The sequence below is a fragment of the Rathayibacter sp. RFBD1 genome, from assembly GCF_002932915.1.
Lineage (GTDB): Bacteria > Actinomycetota > Actinomycetes > Actinomycetales > Microbacteriaceae > Rathayibacter.
On record NZ_PSWQ01000021.1, the window covers coordinates 26089 to 43601 of the forward strand.

Sequence of the window (17513 nt, forward strand, 5' to 3'; positions counted from 1 at the left end):
GGGACTCCCGATGACTCCGGAGGACACGACCACGACGGCCCCGCGGCCCCGCTCCCTCTGGCGGGCGGGCGCGGCTCCGATCCCCTCCGACGAGTTCGTGCCGGGCGCGCGCTTCGATGACGTCGTGGTCGGCGCCGGACTCACCGGGCTGGTCACCGCGCTCCTCCTGCAGCGGACCGGCCGGCGCGTGCTGGTGCTGGAGGCGCGGGAGGTCGGCGCGGTCACGACCGGGAACACGACGGCGAAGCTCAGCCTCCTGCAGGGAGCGCACCTCTCCCGGATCGCGGAGCGCAACATCCCCGCGGTGACCGAGGCCTATGTCGCGGCGAACCTCGCGGGCTTCCGCTGGCTGCTCGACTACTGCGAGGGCGCGGGCGTGCCGGTGCAGAGGCGCACCGCCTACAGCTACGCGCAGACGCCCGAGGGCGTGGACGCCGTCCTGAAGGAGCACGCGACCGCGCGCCGCTTCGGCCTCGCGACCCGCCTCGTCGGCGAGCTCGACGTGCCGTTCCCCAGCACGGCGGCCGTCGCCCTCGACGACCAGGCCCAGTTCGACCCGATGGACGTCCTCACGGCGCTCGCCGCCGACTTCCGCGCCGCCGGGGGCACGCTGGTGCAGGGCGTCCGGGCCCTCGGGATGCGAGCGACCGCTCCCGTCCGGGTCCGCACCAGCGCGGGCCCGGTGACCGGGGACCGGGCCTACCTGCTCACGGGGGCGCCGATCCTCGACCGCGGCCTCTACTTCGCCAAGATCGCAGCGCTGCGCTCGTATGCGGTCGCGTTCCGCACCGACGCGCCGATCCCCGACGGCATGTACCTCTCGGTCGACGAGCCGTCCCGCTCGGTGCGCGACGCCGAGCGCGACGGCGAGCGGCTCCTCCTGATCGGCGGCAACGGCCACCCCGTGGGGCGCAGGCCCGTCACCTCGGAGGCGGTGGACGACCTGGTCGCCTGGACGCGGCGGTCCTTCCCGGGGGCGGAGCCGGTCGCGCAGTGGAGCGCGCAGGACTACGAGCCATTCCACCGCGTGCCGTTCGTGGGCTGGCTGCCGCGGGGCCGCGGACGGATCTTCCTGGCGACCGGCTACGACAAGTGGGGGATGACCAACGCGGTGCAGGCCGCGCTGACGCTCGTCGCCGACCTCGAGGGCGCGACGCCGGCCTGGGCGAGGACGCTGCACCGCCGGCCCACGCTGCCTCGGGTGATGGCGGAGGGGCTCGGCGCCGGGCTGGCGGTGGGCGCCTGGTACGCCCGTGGCTGGTCGGCAGCGCTCCGCGCGCCCCGCTCGGCCGGGGTGGTGCCGGCGGAGGGCCAGGGCTCGCTCGCCCGCGACGACCTGCAGCCCGTCGCGGTCTCCACCGTGGAGGGGCGGCGCTGCGCGGTGTCGGCGGTGTGCCCGCACCTGGGCGGGATCGTCACCTGGAACGACTCGGAGCGCAGCTGGGACTGCCCGCTGCACGGCTCTCGCTTCGCAGCCGACGGGACGGTGCTGGAGGGGCCGGCGGTCGAGCCGCTCGCCCCGCTGGGCTAGGACGGCCGCCGGCTCAGCGGAGCCGACGGCCGAGGCAGGGCCCGCAGAGCAGGCGGCTCAGTCCTCGTCCGCTCCGGGCTCCGCGACCTCGTCGCCGTCCGCGCCCGAGGCGTCGCCGGTCGTGTGCAGATCGGTGTCGCCCGGGATGCTGAAGTCGCTCAGCGGGTCCAGGGGCTTCTTGTCGTCGGTGTCGTCGCTCATGCCTGCCACCCTACGAGCGTCCGGCGAGGCGCTGCACCGCGGCGACCGGGATCGACAGCCACTCCGGCCGGTTGCGCGCCTCGTAGATCGCCTCGTAGACGGCCTTGTCGAGCTCGAACGCGTCGAGCACCGCCCGGTGCGCGGTGACCGCGTCGCCCGCTTGCTCGGCGTAGCCCTCGAGGAACGCGGCCCGGCTCGCCGCCGCCCACGCCGCCCTCGAGGCGCCCGGCTCGGCCTGCTCGTGCGCACCCGCCGCGTAGTCGAAGGAGCGCAGCATCCCCGCCACGTCGCGCAGCGCCACGTCGGGAAGACGGCGCTCGTGCATGGGCCGCAGCGGCTCGCCCTCGAAGTCGAGGAGCACCCAGCCGCGATCGGGCACGGACAGGACCTGCCCGAGGTGGTAGTCGCCGTGGATGCGCTGGAGCCTCGGCCACGGCGCGGTCTCGGCGGCGCGGAACACGGCCTCGATCGCCTCCGAGTCCTCGGCGATCACGGGGACCTCGGTCGAGGCGATGCGCAGGCGACGGCGCATGGCCGCGACCATCCGCTCGACGACCTCGGACGTGGTGTCCTCGGTCGGCATGACCTCCGCCAGCGTCGCGTGCACCTCGGCGGTGGCGCGGCCCAGCTCGCGGGCGGGTCCGGTGAAGTCGGAGTCGGCGGCGACCGCCTCGAGGGCGACGCGCCACGCGTCCTGGACCCCGGGGAGGAACTCCTGCGCGAAGGCGAGGTGCCCGAAGGCGCGGCCCGTCTCCTCGCCCTCGTCGTCCCACTCGCCGGTCACGTTGCCGATCACGGGCGGGACGAGGGCGCTCCCGGCGGCGTTGAGCGCCGACTGCACCGTCACGTCCGGGTTGTCGCCGTGGTGGAGGGCGCGGAAGACCTTGACGATCACCGGGGTCGCGTCGGATCCGTCGTCGGCGGTCGTGCGGACGATCACCGAGGTGTTCGACTGCTCGCCGCTGAGCACCTTCGAGGACGCGAACGCCCCGATCGCGGCACCCGGCTGCCGGTGGCCCTCGGCGCGGGCGCCGCCCTGGGCGCCGTCCTCGTCGGAGCGGCCGCCGTCAGCGATCATCCCGAGCAGGGCGCGGGCGAACACCGGGTCGCGCGGAGCGTCGTACACGAAGTGCGCGTCGTCGGAGTAGACGAGGGCGTCCTCGAGCCCGGGCAGCGGAGCCGCGTGGACGGTCACCGGCACCTGGTACAGCACCGGGCTCGTGCCTGCCCGGTCGATGAAGAGGTGGTCCACCACCTCCGCCTCGCCGGGGTGCAGCGACCAGGCGCCGCGGACCTCCAGCTCGGGGCGCCGCCCCTTGCTCGCGTACCACCTCTGGTCCGCCACCCATGCGGCGATGCGGTCGATCGACAGGCCTGCGCTCATGCTCTTCCCTCCGTCGGCACCCCGAACCCTACTGGCCGCGGACGACGGGCGGAGGGGCTTGCGGCGGGGCGCTCAGGCCAGCTCGAGCACGTCCAGCGTCCAGGCGTACTCGAACGCGATCTCGCGCCAGCGCTCGTAGCGTCCGCTCACCCCGCCGTGTCCCGCGGTCATCTCGGTGCGCAGCAGCGCGGGAGCGCCGACCTCGCGGAGCCTGGCCACCCACTTCGCCGGCTCCACGTACAGCACCCGGGTGTCGTTGAGGCTCGTCGTCGCGAGGATCCGGGGGTACTGCACGTCCTCGCGGACGTTCTCGTAGGGCGAGTACGACTTCATGTAGGCGTACACCTCGGCGTCGTGCAGCGGGTCGCCCCACTCGTCCCACTCGATCACCGTGAGCGGGAGCGACGGGTCGAGGATCGAGGTGAGCGCGTCGACGAACGGGACCTGCGCGAGGACACCCGCGAACGCCTCCGGGGCGAGGTTCGCGACCGCGCCCATCAGCAGGCCGCCGGCCGACCCTCCCTGAGCGACCAGGCGGTCGGGAGTGGTGAAGCCCGTGTCGACCAGGTGCCGCGCCGCGGAGACGAAGTCGGTGAAGGTCGTCCGCTTCGCCAGCGTCTTCCCGTTCTCGTACCAGGAGCGGCCCATCTCCCCGCCGCCGCGGACGTGCGCGACGGCGAAGACGACGCCGCGGTCGAGCAGCGAGAGGCGCGCGATCGAGAAGCCCGGGTCGATGCTCGCCTCGTACGAGCCGTAGCCGTAGAGGAGGAGCGGCGCGGGGGCCGAGTCCGGATCGGCGGCGTCGCGGCGCCAGACGAGCGAGAGGGGCACCCGCGTGCCGTCCTCCGCCACGGCCCACTCCCTCCTCTGCACGTAGAGCGCGGGGTCGTAGTCGCCGAGCACCGGCTGCTGCTTGAGCACCGTGCGCTCGCCCGTCGCGACGTCGAGCGCGAGCACGGTCGAGGGGGTGACGAACGAGGTGTAGGCGAGGCGGAGGGAGGGCTGCTCCCACTCCGGGTTCCCCGCCAGGCCCGCGTCGTAGAGCGGCTCGTCGAAGACGATCTCCTCGAGCCGCGCTCCGGCGCCGTCCTCGCGGAGCAGCCCGAGCCGGGTGGCTCCGTCGGCCCGGTAGGAGACGACGACGTGCCCGGCGAAGGCGTCGACGCCCTCGATCCGGCGGCCCTCGCGGTGCGGCACCACCACGCGGCGCTCGCCGGCCCGGGCATCGGCGTCGAGCGAGAGGTCGGCCGGCTCCTCGACGATCTCGAAGTCGAGGGCGCCGTCGTTGTGCACGATCAGCAGGCGGTCGCGCCCGTCGACGACGGCGTGCTCGACCTCGTACTCCACGCCCTCGCGGCGCGGCCACACCGAGCGGAAGGAGCCGGTCGGGTCGGACGCGTCCAGCAGCAGGCACTCGCTCGTGATCTTGCTCCCGATCTCGATGACGAGGAAGCGGCGGCTGCGGGTGAGGCCCACGCCGATCCAGTAGCGCTCGTCGGGCTCGGCGAAGACGACCTCGTCCGGGATCCCGGCGCCGACCTCGTGCCGCCAGATCGTGTCGGGGCGCCAGGACTCGTCGACGGTCGGGTAGAAGACGAAGCGCGCGTCGGCGCCGAAGGTCGCTCCGCCGCCGGTGCCCTCGATGACGTCCGGCAGGTCCTCGCCGGTCTCGAGGTCGCGGATGCGGAGGGTGTAGCGCTCGTCGCCCTCGACGTCGGTGCCGAAGAGCAGCCGTCGGCCGTCCGCCGAGACGTCGAAGCTGCCGAGCGAGAAGAAGTCGTGCCCCTCCGCCTCCGCGTTGCCGTCCAGGACGACCTGCTCGCCCTCGAGCGGACCGCCCTCGGCGATCGACGGCGGCGTCCAGTCGTCCGGCCCGCTGATCGGCGCCCGGCAGTGCACGGCGTACTGGCGGCCCTCGTAGGAGCGCGAGAAGTACCACCAGGAGCCCTCTCGGACGGGGACCGAGAGGTCGGTCTCCTTCGTCCGCGAGCGGATCTCCTCGAACAGGCGCTCGCGCAGCGGAGCGAGAGGAGCCAGCACCGCCTCGGTGTACGCGTTCTCGGCCTCGAGGTGCGCGATCACCTCGGGGCTCTCCTTCTCGCGCAGCCACTCGTAGTGGTCGACCACCACGTCGCCGTGGTGGCGGCGCTCGAGGGGGACGCGGCGGGCGACGGGCGGAACGGGCGCGGTCATCGCTCCAGCCTAGGGCGAGGGCGCCCCTGGCCGCCCGGGGTGCCGCAGCGGCGCCGGGCGTGATCACAATGGAGCATGGCCAGCGGTGCGGAGAACGAGTCGGCGACGTCCCGGGCGGGCGGTGCGCGGAGAGTGCAGACCGAGGTCGAGCGCAAGTACGACGTCGACGCGGGCACCCGGCTGCCCGACCTGTCCGGCACCGGGAGCGTCGCGAGTGTCCGCACGGAGGAGCCGGTGACCCTCCGCGCCGAGTACTTCGACACCGCCGAGCGCGCTCTGTCCCGGGCGCGGATCACGCTGCGCCGCCGCGAGGGCGGATCCGACCAGGGCTGGCACGTCAAGCTGCCCGGCTCCTCCGGCCGGACCGAGATACACACGGAGCTCACGGCCTCGCGCACGGTCCCGTCCGCCGTCCGCGAGCCGGTGCTCGGGCAGGTGGGGCGCGCGCCGCTCGAGCCGCTGGCGCTGCTCGAGACGGTCCGCTCGATCACCCGCGCCCTCGACTCCCACGGGCGGGAGCTCGCCGAGATCGCCGACGACCTGGTGACCGCGCGCGACCAGCGCACCGGCCGCGAGCGGCGCTGGAGGGAGTGGGAGGTCGAGCTCGTCGACGTCCCGGGCGACGAGGGCGAGCGGGTCCTCGACGCGATCGAGCAGCGCCTCCTCGCCGCGGGCGCCCGCCCGGCCGCCAGCGCCTCCAAGCTCGCCCGGGCCACCGGCGGCCCGATCGAGGAGGCGGTCCCGGATCCGCGGAACGGCGGGGAGGCGGCGCTCGCCGCGGTCCGCTCGCTCCTGCGCGAGCTGCGCGCCGTCGACCCGCGGGTGCGCCTCGAGGCCGACGACGCCCTGCACCGGATGCGCGTGCTCGCGCGCCGGCTCCGGTCCGTCCTCGCCGCCTCCCGCTCGGTGCTCGACCGTGCGGCGACCGACCCCGTGCGGGACGAGCTGCGCTGGTTGGGAGGGGTCCTCGGCGCGGCCCGCGACCAGGAGGTGCTCGCCGAGCGGTTCCGCGCCTCCCTGGCGGCCGTCGAGGGCGCCCCGAGCACCCCCACCGCCCTGCTGGAGGAGATCGAGCACCGGCACGCCTCGGCGCTGCGCCGCGTCGACCGCACTCTGCGCGGCGGCCGCTACCTCGCGCTCCTCGCCTCGCTCGACGCCCTGCTCGCGGACCCGCCCCGCACCGCGCGGGCGGGCTCGAGCGCGACGGTGCTGGTGCGCCGCTCCGTCGCGAAGGACCTCGCGCGCATCTCCGCGGCGGGCTCCGCGGCGGCCGGCGGCTCGCTCGAGGCTCGTCACGACCTGCGGAAGGCGGCGAAGCGGCTCCGCTACACCGTGGAGGCGTGGCGGGCGGTCGTCCCCGAGGCCGTCGGCGCCCGGCGCCGCTCGCTCGCCGAGGCGGGCGAGGACCTCGCCGACGCCCTGGGGGAGGAGCGCGACGCGCTCGTCGCCCGTGCGCTGATCCTGGAGGAGGCCGATCGCAGCGGGGAGGGGGCCTTCGCGCTGGGGGTCGTCGCCGCCGAGGAGCGGCACCGCGCCAGGCGGGCCGCGAAGGCCGCGGAGAAGGCGGGGGACCGTCTGGGGTCGCTCTCGCGCTGACCGTGCGGCCCTGCGGTCGCTGTCAAGCCGACGGCCCGGTCACACGGACGAAATCCACGGCGGATAATGTGAATCATGCCTTCCGTCCGTGCTCTTCCGTCACCGCTCCTGCGCCCGCGCCACTTCGACCGCGACGACGTCGTGGTCCATGCCGGCCTGTTCTCGCTGGTGAACTCGAGTACGACGCCCCGCGCGGCCTGGACCGAGGACCTGATCGCCATCGGCGAGGTCCTCGACGCCGCCGAATTCCCCTACCGCCTCATCCGCGGCACCGACGGCTCGCCCTTCCTCGCGGTGGACCGCGTGCTCGGCGCCGAGCTGGCCACGCTGCTGGCGCGTGCCTTCGCGACCGAGCCCTTCTACGCCAAGACGGTCGACAAGCGGGGCACCCCGCCGCAGCTCCTGGCCGAGGGCGTGCTCGCGCCGTATCCGCGCGCCTCCGTCTTCAAGCTCTTCCGCCCGCGCGTCTCCTCCACGGGATCGCTGCGCTACGGCGCCCGCAGCGGCGTCCGCCTCGAGCTGTGGAAGGTGGGCGAGGAGGAGATCATCACTCCCGCCGAGAACGCGCTCATGCGCAACAGCCTCCCCGTCGCCGAAGCCATCGACGCCCACGTCGAGGCGTACGGCCGCACCTGGCCGACGTTCGAGGGCATGTTCGAGCCGCTCGTCAGTGACATCCGCTTCGAGGTCGACATCGTCTTCTCGTGGGTCGACGGCACCGACCTGGAGTTCCAGCGCGCCCGTGCGGCCCGCATGGCGAGCTACGTGGTGGGCGAGGGCGACGACGCTCCGGCGCGCTTCCGCCAGATCGACGAGCTCAAGTACGCCCTGCGCAGCGTCTACATGTACGCGCCGTGGATCCGGCACATCTACATCGTCACCGACTCCCCGCGCCCGCGCTGGCTGGACGAGCACCCGGACGTCACCCTCGTGCGCAGCGAGGACCACTTCCGCGACCTCTCGGTGCTGCCGACGCACAATTCCCACGCGGTCGAGAGTCAGCTGCACCGCATCCCGGGGCTGGCGGAGCACTTCCTCTACTCCAACGACGACATGTTCTTCGGGCGCCCGGTCGACCCGTCGATCTTCTTCTCGCCGGGGGGCATCACGAAGTTCATCGAGGCGACGACCCGCATCGGCATGGGCGACTCCAACGCCTCCCGCAGCGGCTTCGAGAACGCGGCTCGCGTCAACCGGCGCCTGCTCCGCGAGCGCTTCGGCGCGATGACGACCCGTCACCTCGAGCACGCCGCCACGCCGCTCCGCAAGACCGTGATGGCCGAGCTCGAGGCCGAGTTCGAGCCGGAGTTCACCGCGACCGCCGCGAGCCGCTTCCGCTCCGCGAGCGACGTCTCCGTCACCAACTCGCTCTACCACTACTACGCGCTGATGACCGGGCGTGCGGTCGTGCAGGAGAACGCCTCGGTGAAGTACGTCGACACGACGATGCACCAGGGGCTGAAGGACATGCGCAAGCTCCTCAAGAACCGCGGAGTCGACTTCTTCTGCCTCAACGACGGCAGCTTCCCCGAGATCTCGGCGGAGGCGCGCACCAAGGCCGTCATCGGGTTCCTCGAGGAGTACTACCCGATCCCGGCTCCGTGGGAGCGCGAGGACTGACCGTGGGCTGGGCCGTCGGGGGAGCGGTGGCCGGGCTGCTGCTCGGCCTGGCGAGCTCGCTCGTGTTCCCGGGCATCGGAGTGGGAGCGGGCGTCGGCGTGGGCGTCGCGCTGGCCGCGGCGCTGGCTTTTGCCGGATGGCTGTTCGCGCGGGACCGCGCCGGCGGGCGCTGACACCCCGGCCGTGTCCGAGGACGCGGTCGACGCGGCGCCCGGAGGCGTCGGGGCGACCCCGACGCCCCGACGCCCCGTCGCGTCGCTACGCGCTGACGCCCACCCGCTCCACGAGCGGCGGGTAGAGCTCCTCGTCCCGGGCGACCGGGGCCGCCGTCGCCGCGGCGATCTCGACGCCGTGGTCCGCGAGGATCCGCTGCGTCTCGTTCGCCGAGACGTAGGACACCTCGGTCGAGGCGCCGATCGGCACCACCGAGTGCAGCACCGTGCCGTCGTAGACGTGGATCAGGTTGAACGCCTGGGCGCCGTTGCGGGCGCGGGTCGCTCCCACCGGCACGTTGAGGTCCTGGGTGTAGCAGGTGGCCGACGCGACCGAGACCGGGATGCCGGCGAACATCGCCGTCGACGAGTAGTGCAGGTGGCCCGCGATGATGCTGCGGACGTCGGAGCCCTCGAGCACCTCCGCGAGGGCGGGCTGGTCGCGCAGCTCCACGAGGACCGACAGGTCGAGCACGCTCGGCACCGGCGGGTGGTGCAGCGCGAGGATCGTGCCGTGCGGGGCCGGGCTGGAGAGCTCCTCCGCCAGCCAGTCGAGCTGCGCGTCCGAGATCTCCCCGTAGTGGGCGCCGGGCACGGTGGAGTCCAGCGCGATGATCCGCAGCCCGTTCACGTCGTGCACGCGGTCGACCGGCTGCGTGGTCGGGAGCTGGTCGAGCAGCCCCGAGCGGAACGCGCCGCGGTCGTCGTGGTTGCCCATCACCCAGATCACCTCGGCGCCGAGGCGTGCGGCCGCGGGCTCGACGACGGCGCGCAGCTTCGCGTACGCCTCCGGCTCGCCCTTGTCGGCGAGATCACCCGTGATGACAACGGCCTCCGGACGTCCGCCGGACGCCTCCAGCTCGTCGAACAGGAGCCGCAGCTGGGCCTCGCTGTCGACGTCGGAGCCGTACAGGCCGCCGTCTCCGGCGATGAAGTGGGTGTCGCTCAGGTGAAGGATGAAGTGGTTGGGCCGGGGGTACTCGGCCTGGCGGAGGGACATGATCCTCGGGTTCCACGATCGGCGGGAGCCGGATCACGCGACCCGGCGTCGGCACTTGCGCACTGCTCCAGCGGAGGCGACCCCGCTGAGACCAGTCCATCATCGCGGGGTGAACTCCGGGCCAACACCGGTCGGCGCGTCATCGAACGGTTCTCCCAGGTTGCCGGTCGCTGCGCGGTCCTCCCCGACCCCGGAGGACCGCCGCGATCAGAGCCGGGCGAGCAGCCGCGCGTAGAACTCGATGGCGCGCTCGAACTGGTCGGCCTCGACCGACTCGTCGACCCCGTGGATCCCGAGCTGCTGCCGCGGGCTGATCTCGAACGGGATGAAGCGGTAGACGTGGTCGCTGATGGCGTGGAAGTGCCGGGCGTCGCTGCCGCCGGTCTGCACGTAGGGGGCGACGACCGCGTCCGGGAACGACTCCTGCACGACCGCGCGGAGCAGGTCGTACGGCCCGCCGTCGCCGGGCTCGCCGGTGGGGGAGACGGGGGAGGGCTCGTGGGCGACCTTCACCTCGACCTCGACCTCCGGGTCGTCGATGACGGCGCGGATGCGCTCGACCACGCCCGCCACGGTGCCGCCCGGGTTGATCCGCACGTTCGCGGTGGCGCTGGCGCTGGAGGCGAGGACGTTCGCTCCGGTGCTGCCGCGCAGCTCGGTGATCGCGACCGTCGTCCGCAGCATCGCGGCCGAGCGGTTGGAGTGGGCGGCGAGCGCGCCGACGACGGCGTCCGGGTGCTCGTGCGGGCGGGCGTACCAGACGGCGTGGGCCGCGTCCGCGTGGTCGGCCGCCGCGCGCACCAGCTGGGCGATCGGCTCCGGGAGGGTCGAGGGGAACGGGTTCTCGGTCAGGCGGTGGATCGCCCTCGCGAGCCGCTGGGTGGCGAGCAGCCCGGGCGGGGGCGGCGGAGCGGAGGCGTGGCCGCCGACGTCGCGGCAGGTCAGCTCGAGGTTCATGATCCCGCGCTCGGTGACGCCGATCACGGCGATCGGGGTGGTGACGCCGGGCAGGATGCCGCGCCGCACGTTCCCGCCCTCGTCGAGCACGAGGCGCGGGCGGACCCCGCGCGCGCCGAGCAGGGCGACGACCGAGGGGGCGCCGTCGCCCGCCGTCTCCTCGTTGTGCGTGGAGAGGAGGTACACGTCGTGCCGGGGCCGCTCGCCCCGCAGGACGGCCGCCTCGACCGCCTCGAGGAGGGCGACGAGGGAGCCCTTGTCGTCGAGGGCGCCGCGCGCCACGACGGAGGTGCGGCCGTCCGCGGCGACGACCGTCTCGGCCGCGAACGGGTCGTGCGACCACTCCGCCGCCGTCACGCTGACCACGTCGTAGTGGGCCATCAGCACGGCCGGCTCGCCCGGCTTGTCACCGCGCCAGCGCCAGAGGAGGGAGTGGCCGGCGACGGTCTCGGACTCCAGCGCCGCGTGCAGCGCCGGGTAGAGCTCGGCGACGAGCTCCCCGAAGGCGTGGAAGCGGCTCCAGTCGGTCGCCGACTCGTCCGAGTGGGACACGGTGTCGACGCGCAGCAGGGCCTGGAAGCGCTCGAGCGCGGTCGTCGTCACCGGGCTAGCCTACGACGGCGGTGCCGGGCCCCCGGCCCGTCGGAGCGGAGGTGCGCGGTGGGGCTGCCCGAGGTCTGCGTCGTCTACGTCCTCCGCGACGGCCCGCGGGGCGCGGAGGTGCTCCTCGGCCGCAAGCGCAGGGGCCTCGGCGAGGGCCGCGTGGTCGCCCCCGGCGGCAAGCTCGAGCTCGGGGAGTCGCCCGTCGACGCGGCCGTCCGCGAGCTGGAGGAGGAGGCGGGGCTCGTCGCCCTCCCGGACGACCTGGAGCCGCGCGGCGTGCTCGACTACTCCTTCCCCCACCGGCCGGCATGGAGTCAGCGCTCGCACGTCTTCCTCTGCCGCCGGGTCGCCGGCGAGGTCACCGAGTCGAGCGAGCTCGCCGCCGCGTTCGTCCCGGTCGACGAGGTGCCCTACGACCGCATGTGGGACGACGCGCGCCTGTGGCTGCCGGACGTGCTGCGCGGCGGCCCGCCCGTCCGTCTCCGCGTCGAGTTCGGCGCCGACCTCGCGAGCGTGACCTCCTGGAGCCCGGGAGCGGGGCCCGCAGCGGGGTCGTGACGACCCGTGCCGGCACCCGGCGGAGTGCACTCCGGCCGGGCCGCTCCCGCCGTGGGACGAGGGTCCGCCGCGCCTGCCGCCGCGGGGCCATCCGCTAGGCTTCCGCTCGGCCGGGGCCCCGCCCATGGCGTCTCTGGACACCACGAAAGGGAAAGAATGACCAGCACGACGGTGATCGAATGGCGTGAGCAGGCTCCTGCCGAGGCAGTGGACGCGCTCGCCGCTCCCGGTGGACTGGTCGTCTGCGCGACCAAGGTCGGCTACATCCTGATGACGACCGACGGCGCGGGCCTCGAGCGCAAGTTCTCGGCCAAGCAGCGCAACCGCAACAAGCCCGGCGTCGTGCTCTGCTCCAGCATCGAGCAGCTCGTCGAGCTCGCGGAGCTCAACGACGAGGTCCTCGCCTTCTACCGGAAGCACTGGGACCAGGACGTCCTGCTCGGCTGCATCCTTCCGTGGAAGGCCGAGGCGGTCGAGCTCATCGACGAGGACGCCCGCGAGCTGGTCCGCGACGGACGCGGCACGAGCTGCTTCGTCATCCGCTTCGGCCGCCCCGCCGAGCAGCTGGTCGCCACCCTGTGGGAGCGCGACCGCACCCTCACCTTCGCCAGCTCGGCCAACCCCTCGGGCGTGGGCAACCGCGGCCGGGTCGCGAACATCGGCGAGCGGATCGAGAACGAGGCGGACGTCATCGTCTCGGCCGACTCGTACGTCTCCTCCATCCAGCCGGACAAGGACGAGGACTCCCGCCACGAGCAGGGCGTCATGGTCTCGATGGTGGACGCCTCGGGCGCCCTCATCCCCGTGCAGGGCAGCGAGCGCTCGATCACCCCGGGCCCCGTGCTGATCCGCCGCGGCCTCGACTACGAGCGCATCATGCTGAACCTCGCCGAGCAGTTCAACTCCTGGGACTACCGCCAGGGCGAGTACTACTGATCCGCTAGCGGATCGCGACGACGGCCGGGCCGGGGCTCGCCCCCGACCCGGCCGTCGTCGTCCCCGGCGTCAGAGCTCGAGCACGTCGCCGGGCTCGAGCGCGTGGTACTCCCCGCCCCCCTCGCGCACGGCCCAGCCGAGCCGGTCGTGGCCGAGCGCGCGTCCCGCCTCCGAGAGGACCTGCTCGTGGGTCGCGAAGGCGTGCCGCGGCGCGATCTCGAGCACGTAGTCCATCGCCTCGGCGATCTTCATCCACGGCGCGCCCGACGGGGCCGCGAGGACCTCGACGTCGACGCCCTCGGGGACGGTGAAGGAGTCGCCGGCGTAGTAGACGCGGCCGTCGACGAGGACGCCGACGTTGTCGATGACGGGGATGCTCCGGTGGATCACCGCGTGGCGGGCGCCGAAGAAGCGCAGCTCGAACGGGCCGACCGTCACCACGTCGCCGTCGGCGACCGTCTCGACGTCGAAGCCCTCGGCGGCGGCGGCGACCCCGGCCGGGCCGAGGATCCGCAGCGACGGGGCCGCGTCGCGCAGGCGCTGCAGCTGCTCCGGGGTCCAGTGGTCGGCGTGCTCGTGGGTGAGCACCACGGCGACGGTGTCGGCCGTCCCCTCGACGGGCCGGGTGAAGGACCCCGGATCGATCACCAGCCGGGCGCCGTCCTCCTCGATCAGGACAGCGGCGTGCTCGAGTTTCGTCAGTCTCATGCCCCGAGCCAAGCGCCTCGGCGGGCGGCGGGCAAGGCCGGGGCCGAGCGGAGACCGGATAGGCCGGGCGCTCGATTTGCGTCGATGCGGATCCGTGTGCAACACTCTTCGAGTTGCAAAAACGCGGCCCCATCGTTTAGCGGCCTAGGACGTCGCCCTCTCACGGCGGTAACGCGGGTTCAAATCCCGCTGGGGTCACCACGGCAACACGAGAAGAACCCCCGGTCTGACCGGGGGTTCTTCTCGTTTAACACCCGGGTGCTCGCCACGCGGCACCCGCTCGACGCATCGCGCCGATCGCCTCGTTCCCGCTCCGCCTCCCCGGGGCCGCATCCCGCCGGATCGGCGCTAGGATCGCATCCGCGAAGGGGAGTATCCCGCCTTTCCGCTCCCGTCAGTACGCACCGCCCCTGCGCGGTGCCGGGGGCGGGACGGGTGACGCGGACCGGCACGGCCGTCCGCTCCCCGGGGAGAGACTTTCGGCCCCCACCCACTCGGAAGGCCCTCATGCTCGATCTGCCCGTCTGGTTCGTGATCGGCTCGTTCGTCGTCCTGAGCCTGATCCTCGCCGCCGACCTGCTGCTGGTCTACAAGCGCCCGCACGTGCCGAGCCTGAAGGAGTCCGGCCTCTGGGTCGGCTTCTACGTCACGCTCGCGCTGATCTTCGCGCTGGCGATGCTGATCCTCGGCGGCGGCGAGCTCGCGGGCCAGTTCGTCGCGGGCTGGCTGACCGAGTACAGCCTCTCGATCGACAACCTGTTCGTCTTCGTCATCATCATGGGGCGCTTCGCGGTGCCGGCGAAGCTGCAGCAGGAGGTGCTGATGGTGGGCATCATCATCGCGCTGGTCTTCCGCGGGATCTTCATCCTCCTCGGCGCGCAGCTCATCGAGAGCTTCAGCTGGATCTTCTACCTGTTCGGCGCGTTCCTGGTCTACACGGCGTGGAACCAGGCGTTCGGCAAGGAGGACGAGGACGAGGGCACGGACAACCTGCTCATCCGCCTCCTGCGCAAGCGCGTGAGGATCTCGGACGAGTTCGACGGCTCGAAGATCCGCACGGTCAAGAACGGCACGAGGTTCTTCACCCCGATGCTGATCGTCTTCCTGGCGATCGGCTCGACCGACCTGCTCTTCGCGCTCGACTCGATCCCCGCGATCTTCGGCATCACGGAGAGCCCGTTCATCGTCTTCACCGCGAACATCTTCGCCCTGATGGGGCTCCGCCAGCTCTACTTCCTGCTCGGCGGCCTCATCGACAAGCTCGAGTACCTCAAGTACGGCATCGCGTTCATCCTCGCCTTCATCGGCGTGAAGCTCGTCCTGCACGCCCTGCACGAGAACGACCTGCCCTTCATCAACGGCGGCGAGCCCGTGCCGGTGTGGGACATCGACACGATCACCTCGCTGGTGGTCATCGTCCTGAGCATGACCGTCGCGACGCTCGCGAGCCTGGCGAAGATGCGCCGCGAGCACCGCCACATCGAGATGCACGACGGGCACCCCGAGGTCGTCTCGGACGACGCCCGCTCGGCCGCCGAGGAGAAGTGACCCCGCGATGACGACCACCACCGTCGACCTGCCCCAGGGGGCGCTGCGGCTCGCCGTCAGCAGCAGCACCGACGTCGGAGCCGTCCGCCGGGTCAACGAGGACTCCCTCCTCGCCGACGAGCTGCTGCTCGCGGTCGCCGACGGGATGGGCGGGCACGCCCGCGGCGACCTCGCGAGCGCCGCGGCGGTCGGGGCTCTGCACGAGAACCGGCCGACGGCCCTCGGACCGGTCGACGCGGTGTTCGACCTGGTCGAGGGCGCCAACACGGCGGTGCGCGCGCTGGACGTGGGCGGTGCGCTCTGCGGCACGACGCTCACGGGGCTGATGCTCGTCCTGCCCGAGCCCTCCGGGCCCGCCCGCTGGGCGCTCTTCAACGTCGGCGACTCCCGCGTCTACCGCTGGGACGGGACGGAGCTCGAGCAGCTGACCGTGGACCACTCGGCCGTGCAGGAGCTCGTCTCGGCGGGCCTGCTCACGCGGGAGTCCGCCGAGTCGCACCCGGACCGCAACATCGTCACCCGCGCCCTCGGCGCCGACGAGGAGGTCGAGACGGACGTCTGGACGCTGCCCGTCGTGCCGCGCGCCAGCTACCTGCTCTGCTCCGACGGGCTCACCAAGGAGCTCTCGGACGAGCGGATCGCGGCGCTGTTCGCGCGCCGCGACTCCGGCGACCCGGCCGACCTCGCCCAGGCGCTCGTGAGCGCGGCGGTCGACGCCGGCGGGCGGGACAACGTGACCGTGGTCGTCGTCGACGCGGTGCTCGACGCCCGCGCCTGAGCCCGTCGACCGTGCGCCGCCGGCTCCCGGGAGCGGGGGAGCGCGGTGCTATTCTCGGTCCATGCTGAGCGGCCCGCACCTCCTTCCGTGCCGCGACGAGACCTCGATCTGACGGCCTCCCTCGTCGCGGTGCCTCGCCCGGCCGAGCAGCGACTCCTGAAGGAGAAGGACCCGTCATGACCGAGAAGTCACCCGGCGCAGCCGCGCCCGCGTCGAGCGGAGCGGAACCCCGCTCGCTCGCGGACACGATCCGCACCTCGAGGCCCCGCACCCTCGCCGAGAAGGTCTGGGACGACCACGTCGTCGTCAAGGGCCAGAACGGCGCTCCGGACCTCGTCTACATCGACCTCCACCTCCTCCACGAGGTGACGAGCCCCCAGCCGTTCGACGGGCTGCGCGCGGCCGGGCGCCCCCTCCGCCGCCCCGACCTCACCATCGCGACCGAGGACCACAACACGCCGACCCTGCAGATCGGCCGGCCCATCGAGGACCCGACCAGCAGGGCCCAGATCGACGCTCTGCGCCGGAACGCCGGCGAGTTCGGCGTCCGCCTGCACTCCCTCGGCGACGTGGAGCAGGGCATCGTGCACGTCGTCGGCCCTCAGCTCGGCCTGACGATGCCCGGGATCACCGTCGTCTGCGGCGACTCGCACACCTCGACGCACGGCGCGTTCGGCGCGATCGCCTTCGGCATCGGCACGAGCGAGGTCGAGCACGTGATGGCCACGCAGACGCTGCCGCTGCAGCCCTTCAAGACGATGGCGATCACCGTCGAGGGGACGCTGAAGGAGGGGGTCACGGCCAAGGACGTCATCCTCGCGGTCATCGCCCGCATCGGCACCGGCGGCGGCCAGGGCTACATCCTCGAGTACCGCGGCTCCGCGATCCGGGCGCTCTCGATGGAGGGCCGGATGACGATCTGCAACATGTCGATCGAGGCGGGCGCGCGCGCCGGCATGGTCGCGCCGGACGAGACGACGTTCGCCTACCTGCAGGGCCGTCCGCACGCCCCCGCGGGCGAGGACTGGGACGCCGCCGTCGCCTACTGGCGGACGCTGCCGAGCGACGAGGGCGCGGTCTTCGACGCCGAGGTCGTGATCGACGCCGACGCGCTCGAGCCGTTCGTCACCTGGGGGACCAACCCCGGCCAGGGCGTCTCGCTCTCGCAGTCCGTCCCCGACCCCGAGACCATCGACGACCTGAACGAGCGCACCAGCGCCCTGCGCGCGCTGGAGTACATGGCGCTCGAGCCCGGGACGCCGATGAAGGAGATCCCGGTCGACGTCGTCTTCATGGGCTCCTGCACCAACTCCCGGATCGAGGACCTGCGGGCCTTCGCCGCGATCGTCGAGGGGCGCACGAAGGCGCCGGGCGTCCGCGTGATGGTCGTCCCCGGCTCCGCCCGCGTGCGGCTCGAGGCGGAGGCCGAGGGCATCGACCGGATCGTCACGGCGTTCGGGGCGGAGTGGCGCTTCGCCGGCTGCTCGATGTGCCTCGGCATGAACACCGACCAGCTCCTCGAGGGGGAGCGCGTCGCCTCCACCTCCAACCGCAACTTCGAGGGCCGTCAGGGCAAGGGGGCGAAGACCCACCTCGTCTCGCCGCTCGTCGCTGCCGCCACGGCCGTGCGCGGCACGCTCTCGAGCCCCTCCGACCTGGAGCCGGCGCGCGAGAGAGCAGGAGTCTGA

The 17513-nt window shown here is 73.2% G+C and carries 15 protein-coding genes and 1 tRNA gene; 10 read left to right on the top strand and 6 right to left on the bottom strand.

Annotated features, from left to right (window positions below; genetic code table 11):
* Positions 1–10: 10 nt before the first annotated feature.
* Complete coding sequence (locus tag C5D50_RS10560; RefSeq protein ID WP_104283451.1) at positions 11–1531, top strand: FAD-dependent oxidoreductase; 1521 nt, start codon at positions 11–13, stop codon at positions 1529–1531.
* 57 nt (positions 1532–1588) lie between these two features.
* Here C5D50_RS10560 and C5D50_RS16580 read toward each other — a convergent pair whose 3' ends face one another.
* The 3 genes from C5D50_RS16580 to C5D50_RS10570 all read right to left on the bottom strand — a co-directional run bounded on the left by C5D50_RS16580 (position 1589) and on the right by C5D50_RS10570 (position 5309).
* Positions 1589–1732, bottom strand: a complete 144-nt coding sequence (locus C5D50_RS16580) for a hypothetical protein (protein WP_159914626.1) — start codon at positions 1730–1732, stop codon at positions 1589–1591.
* A 10-nt stretch (positions 1733–1742) separates the two neighbouring features.
* Positions 1743–3116, bottom strand: a complete 1374-nt coding sequence (locus C5D50_RS10565; protein ID WP_104283452.1) for a phosphotransferase — start codon at positions 3114–3116, stop codon at positions 1743–1745.
* 72 nt (positions 3117–3188) lie between these two features.
* Positions 3189–5309, bottom strand: a complete 2121-nt coding sequence (locus C5D50_RS10570) for a S9 family peptidase (protein WP_104283453.1) — start codon at positions 5307–5309, stop codon at positions 3189–3191.
* A gap of 75 nt (positions 5310–5384) precedes the next feature.
* Here C5D50_RS10570 and C5D50_RS10575 point away from each other — a divergent pair, with 75 nt between their 5' ends.
* From C5D50_RS10575 to C5D50_RS16585, 3 genes are all read left to right on the top strand, one after another.
* Positions 5385–6905, top strand: a complete 1521-nt coding sequence (locus C5D50_RS10575) for a CYTH and CHAD domain-containing protein (RefSeq protein ID WP_104283454.1) — start codon at positions 5385–5387, stop codon at positions 6903–6905.
* 75 nt (positions 6906–6980) lie between these two features.
* Positions 6981–8525: a stealth family protein gene (locus tag C5D50_RS10580; RefSeq protein ID WP_104233778.1), complete on the top strand. Its 1545-nt coding sequence runs from the start codon at positions 6981–6983 to the stop codon at positions 8523–8525.
* A 2-nt stretch (positions 8526–8527) separates the two neighbouring features.
* Positions 8528–8698, top strand: a complete 171-nt coding sequence (locus C5D50_RS16585; protein ID WP_159939285.1) for a hypothetical protein — start codon at positions 8528–8530, stop codon at positions 8696–8698.
* A gap of 85 nt (positions 8699–8783) precedes the next feature.
* Here the strand turns inward: C5D50_RS16585 and C5D50_RS10585 are convergent, their stop codons facing one another.
* Positions 8784–9737: a phosphodiesterase gene (locus tag C5D50_RS10585; RefSeq protein ID WP_104237890.1), complete on the bottom strand. Its 954-nt coding sequence runs from the start codon at positions 9735–9737 to the stop codon at positions 8784–8786.
* A 207-nt stretch (positions 9738–9944) separates the two neighbouring features.
* Positions 9945–11297 carry a M20/M25/M40 family metallo-hydrolase gene (locus tag C5D50_RS10590; RefSeq protein WP_104283455.1) on the bottom strand — a complete coding sequence of 451 codons (1353 nt, stop codon included), beginning with the start codon at positions 11295–11297 and terminating at the stop codon, positions 9945–9947.
* Between the two features lie 57 nt (positions 11298–11354).
* Here C5D50_RS10590 and C5D50_RS10595 point away from each other — a divergent pair, with 57 nt between their 5' ends.
* Positions 11355–11855 (top strand): 8-oxo-dGTP diphosphatase, encoded by a 501-nt coding sequence (locus C5D50_RS10595; RefSeq protein WP_181137335.1) that lies wholly within the window; start codon positions 11355–11357, stop codon positions 11853–11855.
* Positions 11856–12011: 156 nt separating this feature from the next.
* The gene (locus C5D50_RS10600) at positions 12012–12791 is read left to right on the top strand and encodes an L-threonylcarbamoyladenylate synthase (protein ID WP_104283457.1); all 780 of its coding nucleotides are present in this window, start codon (positions 12012–12014) and stop codon (positions 12789–12791) included.
* Between the two features lie 69 nt (positions 12792–12860).
* Here C5D50_RS10600 and C5D50_RS10605 read toward each other — a convergent pair whose 3' ends face one another.
* A complete protein-coding gene (locus C5D50_RS10605; RefSeq protein WP_104249616.1) occupies positions 12861–13499 on the bottom strand; it encodes an MBL fold metallo-hydrolase in 639 nt (212 codons plus the stop codon).
* Positions 13500–13624: 125 nt separating this feature from the next.
* Here C5D50_RS10605 and C5D50_RS10610 point away from each other — a divergent pair.
* The 4 genes from C5D50_RS10610 (at position 13625) to leuC (ending at position 17513) form a co-directional block, all read left to right on the top strand.
* Positions 13625–13700, top strand: a tRNA-Glu gene (locus C5D50_RS10610).
* Positions 13701–14006: 306 nt separating this feature from the next.
* Positions 14007–15047 (top strand): TerC family protein, encoded by a 1041-nt coding sequence (locus C5D50_RS10615; protein WP_104283458.1) that lies wholly within the window; start codon positions 14007–14009, stop codon positions 15045–15047.
* Between the two features lie 7 nt (positions 15048–15054).
* Positions 15055–15825, top strand: a complete 771-nt coding sequence (locus C5D50_RS10620) for a PP2C family serine/threonine-protein phosphatase (protein WP_104283459.1) — start codon at positions 15055–15057, stop codon at positions 15823–15825.
* Positions 15826–16001: 176 nt separating this feature from the next.
* A complete protein-coding gene (leuC, locus tag C5D50_RS10625; protein WP_104283460.1) occupies positions 16002–17513 on the top strand; it encodes a 3-isopropylmalate dehydratase large subunit in 1512 nt (503 codons plus the stop codon).

Bases quoted from the DNA above. Each gene is read 5' to 3' on its own strand.
- C5D50_RS10615 (WP_104283458.1), top strand. From the start codon at position 14,007: ATGCTCGATCTGCCCGTCTGGTTCGTGATCGGCTCGTTCGTCGTCCTG.
- C5D50_RS10565 (WP_104283452.1), bottom strand. From the start codon at position 3,116: ATGAGCGCAGGCCTGTCGATCGACCGCATCGCCGCATGGGTGGCGGAC.
- C5D50_RS10585 (WP_104237890.1), bottom strand. From the start codon at position 9,737: ATGTCCCTCCGCCAGGCCGAGTACCCCCGGCCCAACCACTTCATCCTT.
- C5D50_RS10605 (WP_104249616.1), bottom strand. From the start codon at position 13,499: ATGAGACTGACGAAACTCGAGCACGCCGCTGTCCTGATCGAGGAGGAC.
- C5D50_RS10560 (WP_104283451.1), top strand. From the start codon at position 11: ATGACTCCGGAGGACACGACCACGACGGCCCCGCGGCCCCGCTCCCTC.
- leuC (WP_104283460.1), top strand. From the start codon at position 16,002: ATGACCGAGAAGTCACCCGGCGCAGCCGCGCCCGCGTCGAGCGGAGCG.
- C5D50_RS16580 (WP_159914626.1), bottom strand. From the start codon at position 1,732: ATGAGCGACGACACCGACGACAAGAAGCCCCTGGACCCGCTGAGCGAC.
- C5D50_RS10570 (WP_104283453.1), bottom strand. From the start codon at position 5,309: ATGACCGCGCCCGTTCCGCCCGTCGCCCGCCGCGTCCCCCTCGAGCGC.
- C5D50_RS10580 (WP_104233778.1), top strand. From the start codon at position 6,981: ATGCCTTCCGTCCGTGCTCTTCCGTCACCGCTCCTGCGCCCGCGCCAC.
- C5D50_RS10575 (WP_104283454.1), top strand. From the start codon at position 5,385: ATGGCCAGCGGTGCGGAGAACGAGTCGGCGACGTCCCGGGCGGGCGGT.
- C5D50_RS10620 (WP_104283459.1), top strand. From the start codon at position 15,055: ATGACGACCACCACCGTCGACCTGCCCCAGGGGGCGCTGCGGCTCGCC.
- C5D50_RS10600 (WP_104283457.1), top strand. From the start codon at position 12,012: ATGACCAGCACGACGGTGATCGAATGGCGTGAGCAGGCTCCTGCCGAG.